We start from the raw sequence: 19,529 nt of genomic DNA, 5'->3' as shown, positions 1-19,529 counted from the left end.
CAGGGCGCGCGCGTCAGTCTGCGGCTGCCCCCGCACCCCCGCCCACATCCCCCAGAAACGCCATGTCCGCACGCACGAACCCGAGCAGCAGGGCCGCCAGCGCCGGGTAGACGTCGAAGCGCGGCCGCGCCTGCTGGCAGCGGGCGACGAAGTGCGGCAGCCAGTCCAGCAGCGCGGTGCGCAGGAAATCCGCCTGGGTCGCGGCTGCGGTGGGGAGGTCGCTGGCCCCCGAGTCCTTCTCCGCCACCTCCGCCATCACCGCCAGCGCCACGGCGAGGTGGTCGGCGGGTTCGCGGAAGTCGGCCTGGATCGCCAGCTTGCGCGCGGTGAGGAACTCGCGCATGCGCGCCTCCGCCGCGCCGTAGAGCGGCGAGGCGGCGTCCTTGCCCGCGTAGGCCGAGGCGTAGGGCAGGGCGCTGGTCGTGCCGTCGAGCAGGAAGAGCTGGGCGAAGTCCGCGGCCAGCTCCAGGCGTGGCAGTTGCTCCGCGCGCAGCGCGGCGACGGCGTCGTCGAGGCGCTGCACCTCGGCGGCGAGGCCCAACTCGGCCAGCCCCGCGAAGGGGGCGAAGCCCCCGTCCGCGAAGTGGCTGCGGAACAGCTCGTCGGTGACCTCCTGCGCGTACAGCCGGGAGAACCAGCCGTACAGCCCGGCGCGCTGCGTGCTCGCGAACCGCCATTCCGCGGGCGAGAGGGGCGGGGGTGTTCCTGCCTGCGATCGCGCGTCCATCACGCCTTCACCTCCCGGCCTTCCGGATCGACCTCGATCGGGCCGCCGAAGGACGTCACCCGCGGCGGGGTGCCGACGAACTTCTCGATCTGCACCAGGCAGGTGTTGGCGCTGGTGGCCTGCGCCAGGCTGGAGGTGCCGATGTCGAGCGTCAGCGTGTTGGGGTCGCCGTAGGTGTCGAGCGCGCCGATCTCCGGACCGGTCGGTCCGTACCAGGCGCCTTCCTGGATGCGCACCACGCCGCGCGGGAAGTTGTCCGACACGTGCGCGCCGGCCAGCAACTGGCCGCGGTCGTTGAAGACGCGCACCAGGTCGCCGTGGGCGATGCCGCGCGCGGCGGCGTCCTCGGGGCCGATGAACACCGGCTCGCGGCCGGCGATGGCGTAGGTCTCGCGCAGCGGCTCGGATTCGCACAGCTGCGAGTGCAGGCGCTTGTCCGGGTGCACCGACTGCAGCCACAGCGGGAAGCGGTCGGAGCCGGGGCCGCCGTGCGAGCGCTCGGTCTTCTCCATCCACACCGGGTGGCCCTTGCAGTCGGCGTAGCCGTAGCGCTCGATCTTGCGGCTGAAGATCTCGATGAAGCCCGACGGCGTGCCGAGCGCGTTGACCTCGGCGTCGTCGCGGAAGTCGGCGTGGCGCACCCAGGGCTTGCCCTCGGGGAACAGCACGTAACCCTTCTGCCAGAACTCGGCGAACGGCGGCATGGCGATGTCCTTGAGGCCGTTCTCCTTGCGGCAGTCCTCGTAGATCTTCTCGATCCACTGCATCTCGTCCATGCCGCGGGTGTATTCGGCGTCGCGGTTGAAGCGCCGGGTGAGGCCGCGGAAGATCTCGAAGTCGGGGCGCGAGTGGAAGAGCGGGTCGATGAGCTTTTGCATCGCGAGGATGCCGCGGTTGCTGTACGAGCCGTAGCCGTCGAGGTCGTTGCGCTCGAAGGGCGTGCACGCCGGCAGCACGATGTCGGCGAAGCGGCAGGTGGCGGTCCAGTTGTAGTCGATGGCGACCACGGTCTCGAGCTTCTGCCAGGCTTCCTTCATGCGGTTGCGCTGGGGCTGGCGATGCCACTGGTTGCAGCCGCTGAAGATCGCCATCTTGTAGGGCGGCAGCTTGACCTTGCCGCCGTTGAAGTCGATCTCCTTGCCCGGCTCGAGCAGGGCGTCGATGACGCGAGCGATCGGCACCACCGCGCTGTAGCCCTTGTAGTCGGTGTTGTCGTGCCTGGGCTTGCGGCCGGGGTCGAGGTTGAGCGGGAAGGCGCCGGGCATGGCGGCGCCCGACGAGGACACGCCCACCGAGCTGTAGTGGTGCGCGTAGCTGATGCCGCCGCCGGGCAGGCCGATCTGGCCGAGCATGGCGGCGAGCACCGCGCCCATCCAGTAGGGCTGCTCGCCGTGCTGCTGGCGCTGCACCGCCCAGCCGAAGATGAGCTGGGTGCGGTGCCTGGCCATCAGGCGGGCGAGCTCGCGGATGCGATCAGAAGGCACGCCGCAAATCTTCTCCGCCCACTCGGGCGTCTTCTCGACCTTGTCCTCGGTCTTGCCTTGGAGGTAGGGCAGGAACTGGTCGAAGCCGAGGGTGTAGGTGTCGAGGAACTTCTGGTCGTGCAGGTTTTCCTTCACCAGCGTGTGCGCGATGGCGAGCATCAGCGCCACGTCGGTCATCGGGTTGATGTACTGGTGCTCGGCAGCGCCGAGGTAGTTCAGCGTCTTGCTCTTGACCGGGTCGATGCAGATCACCTGGATCGACTTGTCGGCAACCTTGGCCTTGAGCTGCTCGAAGTAGGCGTAGGACTCGTGGGTCTCGGTGTTCCAGCCCACCTGGAGGTTCTTGACCGGGTCGTTGGCCCAGAACACGACGAGCTTGCTCTCCTTGAGGATCACGTCCCACGAGGTACCTTGCGAGTACACCTCGGTCGAGCCGAGCACGTAGGGCAGGATCATCTGCCCGGCGCCGGTCGAGTAGTCGCCGATGGTACCGACGCTGCGGCCGTGCATGCCGACGCCGCGCACCATGTGGTTGCCGCAGCTATGCACCTGGCCGACCGAGCGCCAGCCCACGCCGCCGGTGTGCAGCGCCCACGGGCCGTAGTTTTTCTGGATGCGCTCGAGTTCTTCGTAGAACAGGTCGAGCGCCTCGTCCCAGCTCACGCGCACGAAGCGGTTGTCGCCGCGCTGGCTGGTGTCGCTGAGGTGGCGCTTGCGGTACCAGTCCAGGCGCACCATCGGGTAGCGCACGCGGGACGGGCTGTAGATCAGGCCGAGCAGGCCCTTGACCATCTCCGTCGGATGCTTGTCGTGCTCGAAGGGGCGGATATCGACCACGCGGTCGCCGACTACCTTGGCGCGGATGGCGCCGAAGTGCGAGCCGGAGATCTTCCAGGTGGTGATGTCGTCGCCGACCGCGGCCGCCTCGCCGGCCGCGAGGGCCGGGGCGGCGGTGAGCAGACCGGGCGCGACCAGCGCGCTGCCCGACATCGCCGCCATGGCCTTGAGGAAACCTCGCCGAGAGTAGTTCATGGTGTTCAACTCCTGATCAGGGACGCGCGGTCTGCAGGGCGGCATCGGGCGAACCGGCGCCATGCGACTTGCTGAAATCGGACGAATGGGTCTGGAGGTACTTGAGCACCACGCGGGCGGTGTCGTCGTCCATGCTGGTGAAGCCGACCATGCCGCCGAACAGGCCCGGCCAGGTGTTGGCGTCGAAGTGCGCTTCGTCGGGCTGGCGGTGGCACACGCTGCAGCTGCTGCTGTAGCTGGCGCGGGCGATCGACCACACCGGTTCGACGCTGTCGAGCACGCTGCCCTTGCGCATCCACGCGGTGGCGGTGACCTGCTGCCATTCGAGACCGGTCATCGGGTCTTCCCGGGTGTCGAGCACCTTCACGAAGCTCGTGTCCTGCGCGACGTCCTTGTCGAAGGTGGCGCTGGTGATGTTGAGGCCGAAGTGGCTGTACCAGACGCGACCATAGCCCTTGTTCTTGCGCCACAGCGCGAACTCGACGCGCTGCGCGTCGCCCTTGGTCTCGAGCACCTTGACCTGGGTGGCGACCTCGACCGAGCCGATGCGCTTGCTCAGACCTTCGTCGGCGAAGAGTTCCTGCGGCACCACCAGGAAGTAGTCCTTGCCCGTAGCCACGCTCTGTCCGGAGGCGGAGGACACCAGGGTGTCGAAGGCCGGGTTGCGCGCGCCCTTCATCTCGGGCAACTGGTGGGCGACGCCCTTGTGGCAGTCGACGCAGCTCTGGTTGCGCTCGGCGGCCTTGCGCATCGCCACCTGCGATGCCGGACGCATCTTGTCGAAGTTCATGTCCTTGTAGTCGTGGCAGGCACGGCATTCCTTCGAGCCGTTGGCCGCGAAGCGCTTCCACTCGCGCTGCGCCAGCACGATGCGGTGCTCCTTGAACTTCTCGCGGGTGTCGATGGTGCCGAGGAGCTGGCCGAGCACCTCGCGGCTGGCCTGCATCTTGCGCGCCACCTTGTCGGTGAAGTCGTGCGGCACGTGGCAGTCCGGGCAGCGCGCGCGCACGCCGCTGCGGTTGTTCCAGTGCACCGTCTTCTGCAGCTCGGGCAGCAGGTTGTCGTGCATGGTGTGGCAGCTCAGGCAGAACTCTTCCTTGTTGGTGGCTTCCATGGCGGTGTTGAAGCCTTGCCAGGCCAGCACGCCGGCGATGAAGCCGCCGGTGACCAGCACGCCGAGGCCGATCCGAACCGATGGCTTGAGGAAGAGGTCCCGCAAGGACCTGAGTAGATTCTTCATTTCAATGCTCCTGCTTGTTGTCCGGTTCCCGGGCCTGCGGCCCTGCCGCGAGGCCTGTGTTGCAGCGTGGAGGGATCAGGACGGGGGGCCGAAGAACAGGATCTGCAGGAACCAGACCACGAATCCGTAGGCCGCGATCGCCAGCACCATGGTGATGGGCAGGCCGACGAAGGCGAGCAGCAGGAACCTGCGCCACTCGCCCGGGCGCTGGGGCGCCTGGGTACCCGATGGGGCGGAATGCCCGCTTGCTTGATTGTTCACGTCTCGATCTCCGCGTTGATGCGTTCTCCGGACGAGGCCGGAGGCGACGCGCGCGTGGCGCGGGATCGGCTCGGGCTGGGGATGGTCCGGTACTAAAGCCACACCCTGATCATAGATATCGGGTGTTAACGCCGAGGGGAAATTTGTGAATGGAAAGGAGCGCTGGTGTTAATGGCATTAACACAAGCCTCTTTTCACCCGGAAAGCCGCCCGGCGGTGGCCACGAATACCGGCGCAAAGCCGCCGCCCGGCGTGCGGAAGTTGGTCGTCTGTCCCTTGTACAGCCGCGCAGCGACCAGGCGGATCGCGCCGGCATACGCATACGCGCGGACATCGAGCTTGAGATCGCTGCTTTGGCCATCAACCGCGACGCGCCGTGCGGAGGGAAGGGCGAGGTCTTGCGCGACGTAGCCGCCGGCGAGAATCTCCTGCCAGACGCGCTGCGTGAGCTTGTCTCCCCGATAGGTCGCACGACTGCCGAAACCGGCGAAGGGTTTGAAGAACAGGCCGCGCCGTGCTGCCCACAACGCTCCTGCGCGTTCCGGGGTGACTTCGACCGTGCGCGGGACCCCTGCGAGCAGGCGGTCGACAAGGGGTTGTGGCACGCCGAGTTCGGCAAGCCGTGCGGCATCGCTCAGGACGGTGAGGTTGCGCTTGTCCGCGTAGAGCGCGTGCGCACGCGGGTGGGGGGTCAGCACGACCGCGCCGGTCTCGTAGGCTGCGCGCAGGGGCGCCAGCGCCGGAGCCTGCAGGTAGAAATCGGTGAGGCGGTTGTAAACCAGGTCGATCGGCGCGCCGCCATGCAGCAGGCGGCCCGACTCGAACGACAGCTCGGCCGGGTCGCAGATCACGGCATCGATGCCGGCGCCGCGGAAGAGCTGGCGAAAGAGCAGGAACTCGGGATACAGGTATTGGCCCGTGGGATGTTCGTCGACGATGGCGACGCGGGCGGGCTTGCCGCTTCGCCCCTGCAGCGACCAGTCGGCGAGGAAGTCGTCCAGCCAGCGCTGGTCGAGCGTCCCGAGCGCTGCGGTCGGGCGCAGGAAGGGCTGGATCTGCTCGCAGCAGGCTTTTTGCGCGCGTGCCAGTGCCCCGTTGAGCAGGGCTCCGCCGGCGTTGGTGTTGATCTCGATGAGCTGCGGGCCGGCTTCGCCCAGGTGAAAGTCGAAACCCATGAACACCGATTTCGGTCCGAGCGCGATGCGGGCGATCGGCGGTGCGCGATCGAGCGCGATCGCCTGACAGGCCGGCAGCGTCAGGACCGATTCGACCGCGCCGATGAGGTCCGCCATGGCCGCCAGGGTTGCGGGCGCGATGAACACGGCGGTCGCGGAGAAGAGCTGCGGCCGGCTGCGGCCGATCTCGGCGGCGAGCCCGAGCAGGCTGGGCTCCGCCTCGAGCTGCCGGCGCAGGCGCTCGGGATCGAGGCTGCGGCAGTCGCAGCCCCGGTTGATCGCCTCGGCCATGTCGCGCGCGCCGGCGTACGGGGTGAAGCTGAAATCGCTCGCTTCCATGTTCATCCCTTTCTGCAAGCCCGTCCGGGCTGTTGCATGCCCATTGGAACACGACCCGGGTGGCCCCGGTCCCCGGCTTCGGATACCGTACCCCCTATCGGCCGAGGTCGTCGAGGAGCACGTCCGCACCCGCATCGCCGATCCGGCGATGACCGATGATGCCGAGCGCACCAAAGGCGCCGACGAACTGATCGGCGTCCTGCGCACCTATCTGAAGCGAGCCCCGCCATGCAAACCGAGAACCTGTCCGCGTGGACCCACGACCACGTCTTCGATACCGGCAACGCGCTCGCCGAGCGCAGCACGCGGGTGGTGATGTGGATCACCGCCGCGGCGATGGTGATCGAGATCACCGCCGGCTGGTGGTTCAACTCGATGGCGCTGCTGGCCGATGGCTGGCACATGAGCTCGCACGCCTTCGCGATCGGTGTTTCCGCGCTGGCCTATGCCGCCGCGCGGCGCTACGCGCAGGACCGGCGCTTCGCCTTCGGCACGTGGAAGATCGAGATCCTGGGCGGCTTCGCCAGCGCCATCTTCCTGCTCGGCGTGGCGGCGATGATGGTCGTCGGCTCGATCGAGCGCATCGTGTCGCCGCAAGCCATCCAGTACCGCGAGGCGATCGCGGTCGCCATCCTGGGGCTGGCGGTCAACCTCGTGTGCGCGCTGATCCTGGGCAGGGCGCACCATCACGGTCACGACCATCACCACCACGGCCACGGTCACGGCCACTCGCACGGCCACGGTCACGAGCATCCCGGTCATGCCCACGATCACCCCCATCACGACCTCAACCTCAAGTCGGCCTACCTCCACGTCATCGCCGACGCGGCGACCTCGGTGCTGGCCATCGTCGCGCTCGTTGGCGGTTGGATCTACGGCTGGTCCTGGCTGGATCCGGTGATGGGCATCGTCGGCGCGGTGCTGGTCGCCGTCTGGGCCAAGGGCCTGCTGGTCGAGACGGGCCGGGTGCTGCTCGATCGCGAGATGGATCACCCGGTCGTCGCCGAGATCCGTGAAGCGGTCGAATCCGCACCGGAGGCGGGCGAAACCCGGATCACCGACCTGCACGTCTGGCGCGTCGGCAAGGCGGCCTACTCGTGCGCCGTCGCGGTGGTGACATCCGATGCCGCGCTCACCCCCGACGCCGTACGCGCCCGCCTGGCGGAGCACGAGGAGATCGTGCACTCCACGATCGAGATCCATCACCATGGCGGTTCCCGGGGAGCCCTTGTCGAGGCCGCTCCGTGCGGCGGCGACGGTGCGCCCGCCCGCTTGGCACCGATGCCGGGGCGCGATTAAATTGGGTGCTTCGGCGCCGTGGGTGACCGAATCGATCGATCTTTCCATCGACTTCGCCGGGCTGGCGGGTACAGGAGACAAGAAATGAGAAACATCCAGATTTTCGAGCTTTCGCAGGGTGGTCGCGGCGCGGTCGCGGACGAGTCGATGGCCGATTTCGCCGCCGACGTGGCGTGGGCGATCGGGCAGGGCGCACACATCGAGCGCTTCGGCTTTGCCGAGCAGCCGGACGAGTTCGCGCGGAATACGGTTGTCGAGGACTTCGTCGAGCGCTCCGGATATGACGCCCTGCCGCTGGCCCTGGTCGACGGCGAGCTGGCCGTGGCCGGCCGCCATCCCACGCGCAGCGAGCTCGCGCGCTGGGCCGGGCTGGCGCAGCCGATTCCGGCGGGGGGGTGCTGCTCGGGCGGCCATTGCGGCTGAGCTTGGGACGGGCCCTTCATTCGACCGCCCGCGCGCGGTCGATTCAAGCGGCAGCGCCGGAAGGCGCGAATGCGGCGGGTGGGGTGGCACGGTTGCCCGAAATGGGGCAAGGCGGTCCCGGGCGCCGGCTACGCGCGCGATCATGCCGGCTGTGAGCACTTGGGCGCGTGCGGGAGGGGGCTTCGATGGTCAAGGCTTGCCATGAGCTGCGTGTCTCCCTGGACAGCATCCGGTCCTTGGGCCCTCCGGATGCCGGTGCACTTGGGGGGACGTTGCCGGCGGACATCGCGGAGGAACTTCTCACCCAGGCACGTTCGGCCGACGAGCGTGCGGCGCTAGGAGTCTGCGCGGCAGAAGCCAAGCGTCGGTGAGTTAAGTCCTCGCGGGCGTTTCGGGGCCGGTAGACTGTCGAGATGACGAGCTATCTGCCCTATTGCCCGCAGCAGCAGATGCTGCTGCCCCAGGCGCTGCAGGAGTGGCTACCCGAAGGCCACTTGGCGTACTTCATCAGCGACGCGGTCGACGGGTTGGATCTGAGCGCGTTCCACGCCCGGTATGCCGGTGGCGGACCGCGCAACCAGCCGTTTCATCCGGCCATGATGGTCAAGGTGCTGCTGTATGCGTACGCCACGGGCGTGTTCAGTTCGCGCAAGATCGCGCGCAAGCTGCACGAGGATGTGGCGTTCCGGGTCCTGGCGGCAGACAACTTCCCGGCCCACCGCACGCTGAGCGACTTTCGCGCGGTCCATTTGAAGGAGCTGAGCGAGTTGTTCGTGCAGGTGGTGCGACTGGCCCGCGAGATGGGGCTGGTCAAGCTCGGGACGGTGGCCATCGACGGCACCAAGGTCAAGGCAAACGCCAGCCGCCACAAGGCGATGAGTTACGGCCATATGGTGAAGGCGGAGGCCGAGTTGAAACGGCAGATCGAGGCGCTGCTCAATCGGGCCAAGGCCGCCGACGACGCCGAGCGGAACGAGCCCGAGTGGGATGTGCCGGCCGAGATCGCGCGGCGCGAGGCGCGGCTGACGGCGATTGCTGAAGCCCGGGCGCGGCTCGAGCAGCGCCAGCGCGAGGCCGATCAGGCGCGCGGGCGCAGCGACGATGACGAGCGTCGCCCGCGCGGCGGTGACGGCAAACCGAAGGGCGGGCGCTACAAGCGCGACTTTGGAGTGCCCGAGGACAAGGCGCAGGAGAACTTCACCGATCCGGACAGCCGCATCATGAAGCGCGCCGGCGGCGGTTTCGATCCGAGCTACAACGCCCAGACGGCGGTCGACGAGACCGCCCACATCATCGTGGCGGCCGAGCTGACCAACAACGCCAGCGACGCCGGGCAACTGGCGGGGGTACTGCAGGCCGTGCGCGACAACGTCGAACACCGACCGCGCCAGGCGCTGGCCGACACCGGCTACCGCTCGGAGCAAACGTTCCGGGAACTCGACGGGTGCGGGACCGAACTGGTGGTGGCGCTGGGCCGGGAAGGTAAGCGCCGACTCGGCTTCGATCGCGAACGCAATCCGCACACCGCGCAGATGGCCGACAAGCTCGAGAGCGAGGCGGGCAAGAGCGCCTACCGAAAACGGAAATGGATCGCCGAACCGCCCAACGGCTGGATCAAGAACGTGTTGGGATTCCGGCAGTTCAGCCTGCGGGGCCTGGAGCGCGTCAAAGCGGAGTGGAAGCTCGTCTGTATGGCGCTGAACCTGCGCAGGATGAGCACATTGAGGACGGCATGACGGGAAAAGGGGGCAAACCTGTCCCCGTTGCCGTCCGGCATGCGCGCCGCGCCGTCGCAAAGCAACTTGACCACGGCCTCAGTCTCGTGCAGCACCTCGCGGTTCGCCAATCATTCTGCTAGAAAACACGCTCTGGAGTTCTGCCGCGCAGACTCCTAGTGATCCGGTTCGTGGTGCCCGACGCCGACACGGCGTGCGCCGATGCGATCGCGGCGCGGGTGCACACGCATTTCGCGCGCGCTGCGCAGCGTCACGCGCTGCAGATCCGCGACATCTTCCGCTTCGCGCGGGTGTCGACCGCGGTCGGTCTGCTTTGCGTGGTGCTGCTGCTCGCCTGCGCACAGGCGATCCCCGAGGACGCGGGGAAGCTGATGAACGGGGTGCGCGAGAGCCTGAACATCTTCGCCTGGGTGGCGATGTGGCGACCCGCCGAGCTGTGGCTGTACGCCCATCTGCCCGAACGCCACTGGCGCCGCCTCTCCCTGCGCCTCGGCCAGGCGAAGGTGGGCGTGGAGCGACCGGCCGCGACGATTACTCGCGCAAGCGCATCGGGAACGCCTCGCGGCCCTGCCTCCGAGACCGTCGCCGCAACCTGAACGGATTCCCCGTTCCCCCGGACCGAGCCACCCTGTCCGCCCCTGCCGCCGGCAGTCGGCGCCGGTTCAGTCCAGGCGCGCGTGCTGCAGGATGCCCTCGATCACGCGCGCGGTCTGCAGCAGGCGCTTGACCGACTCGCGGGTGAACTCGTAGGTGGTCTCGTCGACGCCGCTCCGCAGCACCACCCAGCGCCCGTCCTCGGTGCGTCCGAGCTTGCCGCGCTCGCGCAGCTTTTCCAGCTTGCGCCGCACGGTCTCCTTCGGCAGCCCTGACACCTGCACCAGATCGGCGAGGCGAACCGGGCGTGCCTCGCCGAGCAGGAAGCCGTCGGGCGCGAGCAGGTCCGCCGGCTGCGCGCCGGGATGCATGGCATGCGCGACGCTGAGGTGCGCGACCAGGCCCCACAACATGGCGCTCTCCGCGTCGACCTCGAGCAAGTTGATGATGCGTCGCATGTGATCGACCAGGTGGCGGTTACTCGCAAAGGCCACCATCGCGAAGGTCTTCTCGAAGCGCCGGTCGAAGTCGTCCATCTCGGTGTCTCCAGACGAGCGGCGGCCCGAAATGGGCCGTTTGCCGACGATTTTCCCTGCGCCCGATTTATCCTGCAACGCCTTTTCGACCCAATCCAGTTCCAGCTGCCGGAGGCCGCACTTGAAGCTGATCCTGTCGGGCCTGAGTCCGGAAACGGATCTCGCCAACCTCGCCAAGCGCATGAGCCGTTTCGGCCCGGTGCGTGGCGTCCGACCGGTCCGCGAGGGCGATCCGCAGCGCCCATGGTTCATCGTCGACCTCGACCTGCCGCACGGCGCCGCGGTTGCGGTCGCGCGCCGCATCGACGGCATCTATTTTACGGCCGCTTCCTGCACGCGAGCGTGATGCTCCCGATCGGATCCGATAGATGAAGATGCTACGCCTTGCCCTGCCGTGTGCGCTCATGCTGGGCCTGAGCGCCTGTTCCACCACTCCGGCGCTGCGCGCACCGGAGGATTACCCCCGGCTCGACGTCAAGGCCGACGAGCCCAACACCCTCGTGTTCGTCAAGCCGGGCATCGAGCTGAGCCGCTACACGAAGGTCTTCGTCGCCCCGGTGGGCGTGCAGATCGGTGAAGAGGGGGCGCGTCACGATGTCGGCGACGCCGAGGCGCGTGCGGTGGCGGCGTTCGCCGAGCGGGTGCTGAAGGAGAAACTGTCGCGAACCCGGCAACTCGTCACCGCGCCCGCGCCGGACGTGCTGAGCGTGCGCTTCCGCATCATCGGGCTCGAGCCGACGAGCGGTGCCCAGATGGTGATGATGGTGCCGCCCTTCGCCCTCATCAACATGGTGAGCCCGAAGGGGCTCTTCATCGGCTCGGTCACCGTCGGCGGCGAGCTCTACGAGGGGCTGGCCAGCACGCCCAGCGTCGCCTTCGTCGCCACCCGCAGCCGGCCGGGCATCGACGCCGCCTCGGCGTTCGGGCGCTGGTCGGCTGCCGAGAAGGTGCTGGAGAACGCCGCCGAGCGCCTGGCGACGGACCTCGATCGGCCCTGAGCCCTCGGCCGCGCATGCGCCGTCCTGATTGCCGTCTCCCTCGAAGGAAACCTGACATGAAAATTCGTCCGTTTGTCTGCAGCCTGGCGCTGTGCCTGGGTCTTTCCGCGCCGAACGCGGGGGCCGAACCCGCACAGGGCGACGAGATGGAGCGTGCCCGCTGCAGTGGCATCATCGATCTGTTCGTAGCGGCCGACCCAGCGCTCGAGAAGGACGAACAGGCGCTGGCCGCCGCCCAGGATCGTGCCTACGTCTTCCTGATGTGGGCCCACGGCTACCTGAGCGGCCGCGACGGCATCGACTTCGCACGCCGGCCGCTGAACCAGGACGGCATCACCGCGCTGGTGGGCGAGATCTACGCGGTGTGCAGGAACGACGAGGCGCGTCTGTTCCTCGATGCGGTGAAGGAGATCCGCTGATGAGCGAACCGGCCTTCAACTTTCGTCACGGCAAGCGCGGCGACGCGCGCCGGCAACTCGCCGCGCTGGGCCTCGCCCTGGTCCTGCTCGCGGGCCTGTGGCCGCAACCGGCCGAGGCGCAATCGCCACGCGCACGCGAGCGGCGGGTGGAGCGTTCGCTGGCGGCCAAGGATGCGATCCGGCATCGGCAGATGAAACGGGCCTATGTCGCCGGCGCGGTCGCGCAGCATCGGCGCGAGCGGATCCGGGACCGTTACGAGGACCGCTATTACCGCGACCGTTACGAGCGCTACGACCGTCGCGACGATGACGATCTCAGCCGCGTGTTGATCGGGGTCGCAGTCGGCGCGGTCGCCACGAGCATCATCATGAACAGTCACCAGGATGGGGACGCACGATGACGATCCGATCCGCAACCCGTTACCTTGCCGGCGTCGTCCTTTGCGCCGGGCTGGCCTTGGGTGCGCATGCCGGAACGCCCGAGGAGGACGCGACCCTCGGTCTGATCCGCGAGCAGTTCCAGGATGTGGACCTGCGCCGCGTGATCGAGGTCAGCGCCAGCATGAAGCTCGACGAGCAGGGTGCGAAGCGCTTCTGGCCGATCTATCGCGCCTACCTGGCCGAGATCGTCGCCTTGCGTGACCGTCAGATCGACACGCTTGCCGAGTACGCCAGGCAGCTCGACGCGGGCTGGATCGACGACCCCACGGCGCGCACCTCGCTGGCACGCTCGCTCGCGCTGGAGCAGGCCCGGGTGGACGCCCGCCACCACATGATCCGGAAGGCGGGTGAGGTGATCACGCCCATCCAGACGCTGCGGCTGTATCAGCTTGAACTGGCGATGGATGCGTCGATCGGCAGTCGTGTGCTCCAGCAGATCCCCCTGGCGAAGTAGGCAGTGGCCGGCCAGCCGAAGCGATGTTCGCAGCCGAGTGCCTGCAGGCGGGCGCCTGTTGCGTCGGCCTGGCCCATTTTGGGACGAACGCGGACATGGGGCATGCGGGCCGGATTAAGCTGCGCAAATCGGTTTCGCCCGTCCCGCATGGCCGGTTTCGGTCGTGCCTGTCGCCACGCTCATGGGATCCTTTCAATGAATACCAGGCTTGCCCTCTTCGCCGGGCTGATCGGCTTGTCGCTGACGGGTTGCGGTGGCCACGAAGTCGTACGGCCTACGGTGGACGTCTCCATCGGCCAGCAGCTCATCGACCTCAAGCGTGCGCGCGAGGCGGGCGCCCTCTCGGACCGCGAGTACGAGCGCCAGCGCGAACGCCTGATCGACAGCGTGGAGTGAATCATGCGCACGAAAGCTTATCCCTTGCTGGCCGTCCTCGGTTGCCTGCTGTTGGCGAGCTGCGGCGGGGACACCTATGTGAAGGTGCAGGGCACCACGACGATCTCGAAGGGGCAGGAGCTGGCCGACCTGCAGCGCGCGCTCGACGAGGGTGCGATCGATCGCGGCGACTACGATCTGCTGCGCAAGCGGATACTTGACCGACCCAACTGACGATCGGTCCCGCGTCGTGCGTGCCCCGCATGCACGCGTCGTGTAAACGGGCCTTGCGCGATGAGCACGTCTGGTGGCTGCGCCGCGCCGGCAGTGCGCACGCGACCCGCGCCCCGACCGCCCGCATCCGACCAGAAGAAATTCATGCGCATTCAAAAATCAGTTTTCGCGCTGACTACCGCGCTTCTTTGCCTGTCGTTGGCCGCCTGCAGCGAGCGGCCCGCGCCCGTTGCGGCGGTGGAGGCGACGCGTCCGGCGCCGATTCTCACCGTCGGACGGCGCACGGCGGACGAGGCCTTGCGCCTGCCGGGGCGGGTGCGTGCAGCCAGGCGCGCCGAGTTGTCGTTCGACGTGCCCGGCTTCGTCGACTCCTTCAGCCTGGAGGAGGGGCGGCGGGTGAAGGCTGGGGAGGTGGTCGCGCGCCTTGACGACCGCATCTACCGCTCGCGTCTGGACGCCGCGCGTGCGGAGTTCGAGCGTGCGCAGAACGATCTCGCGCGCTATCAGCGCCTGTGGGAAAGCGAGCAGGCGGTCGCCCGCGCCGAGGTCGACGACCGCCGCGCCCGCCTCGAAGCCGCGCGCACCAGCCTCGCCGCCGCCGAGCGCGATCTCGCCGACACTGCGATCAAGGCGCCTTTCGAGGGCGTGATCACCCGCCGCCGCATCGAGCCCTTCACCAATGTGCAGGCCAAGCAGCCGATCGCCGAGCTGCAGGACCTGCGTGCGCTCGAGGTCGTGGTGAATGTGCCCGAGCGTCTGGTGCGCCGCATGCGGCCGCAGCAAGCTGCGGTCGCGTTTCTCGAGGGCGAGCGCAGCGTGGAGGGCGACCGCGCCGCGCCGGGGCAGGTGCTGAGGCTCGAGCTGCAGTCCTTCGCCGCCGAGGCCGACGCGCTGACGCAGACCTATGCGGTGGTGCTCGCGGTGCGCTCGGTGCCTGCCGGCGTCAACCTGCTGCCGGGGATGGCGGTGAGCCTGGAACCGGCGGCGGACGCCGGCGGGGCGCCCGCGGCGGACGCCGCCATCACCGTCCCGCTCGCCGCCGTGGCCGCCGACGCGCACGGCCGGCCGGGCGTGTGGGTCGTCGGCGACGACGGGCGGGTCGCGCGCCGCCCGGTGCGTACCGGCGCCATCGTCGGCGCCGACATCGTCGTGGAGTCCGGACTCGCGCCCGGCGAGCGCGTCGTCGCTGCGGGCGTCGGCGCGCTGCGCGAGGGCATGCGGGTGCGCGCGCTCGAAGCGCGCTGAGCCGGGGTGCGCCGATGAACATCGCCGAGTACACGATCCGCAAGTCCGTCGTCGCCTGGGTGGCCACGCTGCTGGTGCTGGCGGGCGGCTGGCTGGCCTACGAGCGCCTCGGCCGCTTCGAGGATCCGGAGTTCGTCATCCGCCAGGCGGTGGTCGTCACCGCCTACCCCGGTGCCTCGCCGGCGCAGGTGGCCGAGGAGATCACCGACCGCATCGAGGGCGCGGTGCAGCAGATGCAGGAGGTGGAGGAGGTCGTCTCGGTGTCGCGCGCCGGCGAGTCGCTGGTGAAGGTGGAGGCCAGGCTCGCCTTCTCGCATACCCAGGCCGAGCTCGACCAGGTGTGGGACAAGCTGCGCGGCAAGATCGCCGAGGCCGCGCGCGCCCTGCCGCCGGGTGCGGCCGAGCCGGTGGTGAAGGGCGACTTCGGCGACGTCTTCGCGCTCTTCTACGCGGTCACCGGCGAGGGCTACAGCCCGCGCCAGCTGTACGACTATGTCGACCTGCTGCGCCGCGAGCTGGTGCTGGTGCCGGGCGTGGCGCGGGTGGCGCTGCTGGGCGAGCGCAGGGAGGCGATCTACGTCGAGGTCTCGAGCGCGCGCGCCGCGCAGCTCGGCGTGCCGCTCGAGCGCATCTACGCCTCGCTGCGCGCGCAGAACCTGATCGCGCCCGCCGGTGCGGTCGATGCCGGCCCGCTGCGCCTGCAGATCCAGCCGGCGGACGGCGTGGTCTCGGTGGCGGCGCTCGGCGAGCTGGTGGTGGCGGGCGACGCCGCGAGCGGCCTGCTGCGTCTGCGCGATGTCGCCGAGATCCGCCGCGAGTACGTCGACCCGCCCGCGGTGCTGATGCGCCACGACGGCCAGGCGGCGATCGGACTGGGCATCTCCAACGTGCTCGGCGGCAACGTGGTGGAGATGGGCGACGCGGTCAAGCGCCGCCTCGCCGAGCTCGAAGGCCAGCGTCCGGTGGGCATGGAGCTGAACGTGGTCTCCTTCCAGTCCGATTCGGTGCGCGCCGCGGTGGCGGGCTTCGTGGACAACCTGGTGGCGGCAGTGGCGATCGTGGTCGTGGTGCTGCTGCTCTTCATGGGCCTGCGCAGCGGGCTGATCATCGGCGCGGTGCTGGTGCTGACCGTGGCCGGCACGCTGATCGCGATGTGGATGGACGGCATCGCCATGCAGCGCATCTCGCTCGGCGCGCTGATCATCGCGCTCGGCATGCTGGTGGACAACGCGATCGTGGTCACCGACGGCATCCTGGTGCGGATGCAGAAGGGCGAGGCGGTGGGCCCGGCTGCGGGTGCCGTGGTGCGTGGGACGGTGTGGCCGCTGCTCGGCGGCACCGTGGTCGGCATCCTCGCCTTCAGCGCGATCGGCCTGTCGCCCACCGACATGGGGGAGTACGCCGGCTCGCTGTTCTGGGTGATCCTGTACTCGATGCTGCTGTCGTGGCTGTTCGCGATCACGCTGACGCCGCTGCTGTGCGCCGCCTTCCTGAAGGTGAAGGTCGAGGCGGGTGCGCGGGAGGGCGGCCTGCTGCGCGCCTATCGCCGCCTGCTGCAGGGCGTGCTGGCCCGGCGCGTGGCGAGCGGCGTGGTGCTGCTGGGGTTGCTCGCCGCCGGCGTGCTCGCCTTCGGTCACGTGCCACCGGGATTCATGCCCGATTCGGCGCGGCCGCAGTTCGTCGTCGACCTGGCGCTCCCGCAGGGTACCGACATCCGAACCACTGCCGCCGTGGTCGCCGAGGCCGAGGCGAAGGTGAGCGCGGCGCCGGGCGTGAGCCATGTGACGAGCTTCATCGGCCAGGGCGGGCTGCGCTTCATGCTCACCTACAGCCCGGAAGACCCCAACCCGGCCTATGGCCAGCTCTTGGTCGATGTCGAGCGCTTCGAGGACATCGCCGGCCTCATCGAGCGCCTGCAGCCCGAGCTCGAGGCCGCCTTCCCGCAGGCCAGCGTCAAGGTGTGGAAGTTCATGCTCGGCCGCGGCGGCGGCAAGAAGATCGAGGCCGCCTTCCGCGGCCCCGACCCGGCGGTGCTGCGCCGGCTGGCGGAAGAGGCCAAGGCGATCATGGCCGCCGACCCCGGGGCGGTGGCGATCCAGGACGACTGGCGCCAGGCGGTGCCAGTGGTGCGCCCGCACTTTTCGGTCGAGGCCGCGCAGCGCGCCGGCGTGCTGCCCTCGGACATCGCCGCCGCGCTGGAGCGCAACTACGTCGGCCAGCAGATCGGCGTGTATCGCGACAAGGAGCGTCTGATCCCCATCCTGGCGCGCGCGCCGGCGGACGAGCGCGGCGGCGTCGAGGATCTCGGCAACGCCCAGGTCTTCAGTGCGACCGCCGGCAAGTACGTGCCGGTGAGCCAGTTCGTCGAGCGCGTCGACACGGTGTGGGAGGACGCGCTGATCCGGCGCGAGAACCGCTTCCCGACCATCAAGGCGCAGTGCGACCCGCCCGCAGGGCAGCTGTCCGCGCCGCTGTTCGAGCGCCTGCGCCCGCAGATCGAGGCCATCACGCTGCCGCCGGGCTATGTCCTGGAGTGGCACGGCGAGCACAAGGCCTCGGTCGAGGCCAACGCCGGCCTGGCCGCGGCGGCGCCCTTCGGCTTCGCGGCGATGGTGGTGGCGGTGATCGTGATGTTCAATGGCCTGCGCCAGACCGCGGTGATCTGGCTCACCGTGCCGCTCGCGGTGGTGGGGGTGGCGATCGGGCTGCTGCTGTTCCAGGCGCCCTTCGAGTTCATGGCCATCCTCGGCTTCCTGAGCCTCACCGGCATGCTGATCAAGAACGCGATCGTGCTGGTGGACCAGATCGACGTCGAGATCCGGGAGGGCAAGCCGCGCCTGCTCGCGCTGCTCGACGCGTCGGCCAGCCGGGCACGCCCGGTCTTCCTCGGCGCGGTCACGACGGTGCTGGGGGTGGCGCCGCTGCTGGTCGATCCCTTCTTCCGCAGCATGGCGGTGACCATCATGTTCGGCCTCATCTTCGCCACCGGACTCACCCTGGTGGTGGTGCCGCTGCTGTACGCAAGCTTCTTCCGCATCCGCGGCGACGAGGCGGAGGCGGGGCGATGAGACGCGCGTCGCTGCCCGGGTGCCCGCGGTCCGCCCTGCTGCCCGCGCTCGCACTGCTGCTGGCGGCATGCCAGCCAGCCGCCTTCGTGCGGCCGGACGTGCCTGTGCCCGCAAGCTGGCCGCGGCAGGCCGAGGTGGCGCAGGCGGAGGCCGCCGCGAGCCTGGGCGTGCAGCCGTGGAGGGAGATCCTGCCCGCGCCCGAACTGCACGCGCTGATCGAGGAGGCGCTCGCCGCCAACGCCGACCTGCGCATCGCGATCGAGCGCATCGAGCTCGCCCGCGCCCAGTACGGCGTCGAGCGTGCGGCGCTGTTTCCGGGCGTCGATGCCGCCGCATCCGTGGCACGCGAGCGCATGCCCGGCTTCGATCCACGCGCGAACCGCATCGGGGAGAACGCCGTGGTCGGGCTGTCGATGCCGGCCTGGGAGATCGACCTGTGGGGCCGCCTCGCCGCCCGCAGCGAGGCCGCGCGTCGGGAGGTGCTCGCCAGCGCCGCGCTCGCCGACGGTGTGCGCACCAGCCTGGTCGCGCAGGTCTCCTCGCTCTACCTGGACCTGCTCGATCTCGACGCCCAGCACGAGATCACCCGCCGCACGCTCGACGGTCGGCGCAAGGCGCTGCGGCTGACGCGCGCGCGCTTCGACGAGGGGGTGTCGTCCATCCTCGACGTGCGCCAGGCCGAATCCCTGCTGGCTGGATCCGAGCAGGCGCTCGCCGACCAGGCGCGCCGCATCGCGCAGACGGAGAACGCGCTCGCCATCCTGCTCGGCCGCAACCCCGGCCCGATCGCGCGCAGCGCCCGGCTCGACGAGCTGCGTACGCCCGCCCGGCTCGAAGCCGGCCTGCCTGCGGAGCTGCTGCAGCGCCGCCCGGATATTCGCGCCGCCGAGCAGAACCTGCGCGCCGCCGGCGCCAGCGTGGAGGCGGCCCGCAAGGCCTTCCTGCCGCGCATCACGCTCACCACCCTGCTCGGCTTCGCCAGCACCGACCTGGGCCAGCTCTTCGACAGCGACCGCTACGCCTGGTCGCTGCAGCCGACGCTCGGCCTGCCGCTCTTCGACGGCGGCCGCCTGCAGGCCGGCGTGGAGGTGGCCGAGGCGCAGCAGCGCATCCTGGTCGAGCAGTACAAGGCGACGATCCGTCAAGCCTTCCGCGAGGTCGCGGACGCGCTCGTCGCCTTCGAGCGCCTCACCGAGCAGCGCGCGGCCACGCGCCGCCTCGTGCACGCCAATCGCGAGCGCCTGCGCGTGAGCAAGGCGCGCTACCTCGCCGGCATCTCCAGCTACTTCGAGGTCATCGACGCCGAGCGCCAGCTCTTCGACAGCGAGCTCGGCCTCGCGCAGGCCACGCGTGGTGCGCAGCAGGCGGTGGTGCAGCTCTATCGGGCGCTGGGGGGTGGAGCGGCGGAGTCGAGTGCGTCGAACACCTAGGAGTCTGCGCGGCAGAACT

The 19,529-nt window shown here is 69.4% G+C and carries 20 protein-coding genes; 14 read left to right on the top strand and 6 right to left on the bottom strand.

The annotated features are described in order from the left end of the window. Nucleotides 1–13: 13 nt before the first annotated feature. The 5 genes from torD to ACZ5PP_RS05410 all read right to left on the bottom strand — a co-directional run bounded on the left by torD (nucleotide 14) and on the right by ACZ5PP_RS05410 (nucleotide 6,264). Entirely contained in the window at nucleotides 14–727 is a 714-nt protein-coding gene (torD, locus tag ACZ5PP_RS05430) for a molecular chaperone TorD (protein ID WP_004304964.1), read from the bottom strand. Next, a complete protein-coding gene (gene torA, locus ACZ5PP_RS05425; protein WP_464826846.1) occupies nucleotides 727–3,243 on the bottom strand; it encodes a trimethylamine-N-oxide reductase TorA in 2,517 nt (838 codons plus the stop codon). Before torA ends, torD begins: the two co-directional genes overlap by 1 nt. Before the next feature lie 16 nt (nucleotides 3,244–3,259). Further along, the gene (gene torC, locus ACZ5PP_RS05420) at nucleotides 3,260–4,483 is read right to left on the bottom strand and encodes a pentaheme c-type cytochrome TorC (protein WP_004304959.1); all 1,224 of its coding nucleotides are present in this window, start codon (nucleotides 4,481–4,483) and stop codon (nucleotides 3,260–3,262) included. A gap of 75 nt (nucleotides 4,484–4,558) precedes the next feature. Next, complete coding sequence (locus ACZ5PP_RS05415; RefSeq protein WP_004304957.1) at nucleotides 4,559–4,744, bottom strand: periplasmic nitrate reductase, NapE protein; 186 nt, start codon at nucleotides 4,742–4,744, stop codon at nucleotides 4,559–4,561. Between the two features lie 194 nt (nucleotides 4,745–4,938). Beyond that, complete coding sequence (locus ACZ5PP_RS05410) at nucleotides 4,939–6,264, bottom strand: hypothetical protein (protein ID WP_464826845.1); 1,326 nt, start codon at nucleotides 6,262–6,264, stop codon at nucleotides 4,939–4,941. A 222-nt stretch (nucleotides 6,265–6,486) separates the two neighbouring features. Between ACZ5PP_RS05410 and dmeF the strand changes: the two genes are divergently transcribed. The 4 genes from dmeF (at nucleotide 6,487) to ACZ5PP_RS05390 (ending at nucleotide 10,312) form a co-directional block, all read left to right on the top strand. After that, on the top strand, nucleotides 6,487–7,557 hold the full coding sequence (dmeF, locus tag ACZ5PP_RS05405; RefSeq protein WP_464826844.1) for a CDF family Co(II)/Ni(II) efflux transporter DmeF: 1,071 nt from the start codon (nucleotides 6,487–6,489) through the stop codon (nucleotides 7,555–7,557). 84 nt (nucleotides 7,558–7,641) lie between these two features. Then, nucleotides 7,642–7,980 carry an arsenic metallochaperone ArsD family protein gene (locus ACZ5PP_RS05400; protein WP_464826843.1) on the top strand — a complete coding sequence of 113 codons (339 nt, stop codon included), beginning with the start codon at nucleotides 7,642–7,644 and terminating at the stop codon, nucleotides 7,978–7,980. A 413-nt stretch (nucleotides 7,981–8,393) separates the two neighbouring features. Beyond that, nucleotides 8,394–9,716, top strand: a complete 1,323-nt coding sequence (locus ACZ5PP_RS05395) for an IS1182 family transposase (RefSeq protein WP_004301215.1) — start codon at nucleotides 8,394–8,396, stop codon at nucleotides 9,714–9,716. 158 nt (nucleotides 9,717–9,874) lie between these two features. Further along, a complete protein-coding gene (locus ACZ5PP_RS05390) occupies nucleotides 9,875–10,312 on the top strand; it encodes a hypothetical protein (protein ID WP_464826842.1) in 438 nt (145 codons plus the stop codon). Nucleotides 10,313–10,378: 66 nt separating this feature from the next. Here ACZ5PP_RS05390 and ACZ5PP_RS05385 read toward each other — a convergent pair whose 3' ends face one another. Beyond that, the gene (locus tag ACZ5PP_RS05385; protein WP_012585635.1) at nucleotides 10,379–10,846 is read right to left on the bottom strand and encodes a hypothetical protein; all 468 of its coding nucleotides are present in this window, start codon (nucleotides 10,844–10,846) and stop codon (nucleotides 10,379–10,381) included. Between the two features lie 121 nt (nucleotides 10,847–10,967). On the opposite strand from ACZ5PP_RS05385, the gene ACZ5PP_RS05380 reads away from it, so the two are divergent. The 10 genes from ACZ5PP_RS05380 to ACZ5PP_RS05335 all read left to right on the top strand — a co-directional run bounded on the left by ACZ5PP_RS05380 (nucleotide 10,968) and on the right by ACZ5PP_RS05335 (nucleotide 19,510). Continuing rightward, nucleotides 10,968–11,192 (top strand): RNA-binding protein, encoded by a 225-nt coding sequence (locus ACZ5PP_RS05380; RefSeq protein WP_464826841.1) that lies wholly within the window; start codon nucleotides 10,968–10,970, stop codon nucleotides 11,190–11,192. 22 nt (nucleotides 11,193–11,214) lie between these two features. Beyond that, complete coding sequence (locus ACZ5PP_RS05375; protein ID WP_273424018.1) at nucleotides 11,215–11,844, top strand: DUF3313 family protein; 630 nt, start codon at nucleotides 11,215–11,217, stop codon at nucleotides 11,842–11,844. A 56-nt stretch (nucleotides 11,845–11,900) separates the two neighbouring features. After that, the gene (locus ACZ5PP_RS05370; RefSeq protein WP_012585633.1) at nucleotides 11,901–12,263 is read left to right on the top strand and encodes a hypothetical protein; all 363 of its coding nucleotides are present in this window, start codon (nucleotides 11,901–11,903) and stop codon (nucleotides 12,261–12,263) included. Beyond that, nucleotides 12,263–12,664 (top strand): hypothetical protein, encoded by a 402-nt coding sequence (locus tag ACZ5PP_RS05365; RefSeq protein WP_004304939.1) that lies wholly within the window; start codon nucleotides 12,263–12,265, stop codon nucleotides 12,662–12,664. The genes ACZ5PP_RS05370 and ACZ5PP_RS05365 overlap by 1 nt, the downstream gene beginning before the upstream one ends. After that, a complete protein-coding gene (locus tag ACZ5PP_RS05360; RefSeq protein ID WP_004304937.1) occupies nucleotides 12,661–13,158 on the top strand; it encodes a hypothetical protein in 498 nt (165 codons plus the stop codon). Before ACZ5PP_RS05365 ends, ACZ5PP_RS05360 begins: the two co-directional genes overlap by 4 nt. A 195-nt stretch (nucleotides 13,159–13,353) precedes the next feature. Then, nucleotides 13,354–13,554 (top strand): hypothetical protein, encoded by a 201-nt coding sequence (locus tag ACZ5PP_RS05355; RefSeq protein WP_012585632.1) that lies wholly within the window; start codon nucleotides 13,354–13,356, stop codon nucleotides 13,552–13,554. Between the two features lie 3 nt (nucleotides 13,555–13,557). After that, entirely contained in the window at nucleotides 13,558–13,767 is a 210-nt protein-coding gene (locus tag ACZ5PP_RS05350; protein ID WP_004304933.1) for a gas vesicle protein GvpG, read from the top strand. 144 nt (nucleotides 13,768–13,911) lie between these two features. Next, nucleotides 13,912–15,012 carry an efflux RND transporter periplasmic adaptor subunit gene (locus ACZ5PP_RS05345; RefSeq protein WP_464826840.1) on the top strand — a complete coding sequence of 367 codons (1,101 nt, stop codon included), beginning with the start codon at nucleotides 13,912–13,914 and terminating at the stop codon, nucleotides 15,010–15,012. Nucleotides 15,013–15,026: 14 nt separating this feature from the next. Then, a complete protein-coding gene (locus ACZ5PP_RS05340; RefSeq protein ID WP_273421934.1) occupies nucleotides 15,027–18,080 on the top strand; it encodes an efflux RND transporter permease subunit in 3,054 nt (1,017 codons plus the stop codon). Next, nucleotides 18,077–19,510 (top strand): efflux transporter outer membrane subunit, encoded by a 1,434-nt coding sequence (locus tag ACZ5PP_RS05335; RefSeq protein WP_012585629.1) that lies wholly within the window; start codon nucleotides 18,077–18,079, stop codon nucleotides 19,508–19,510. The genes ACZ5PP_RS05340 and ACZ5PP_RS05335 overlap by 4 nt, the downstream gene beginning before the upstream one ends. The last annotated feature ends 19 nt before the right edge of the window (nucleotides 19,511–19,529 follow it).

It is taken from the genome of Thauera sp. DNT-1, assembly GCF_055393985.1.
This window is presented reverse-complemented; position numbering and strand designations above follow the sequence as displayed.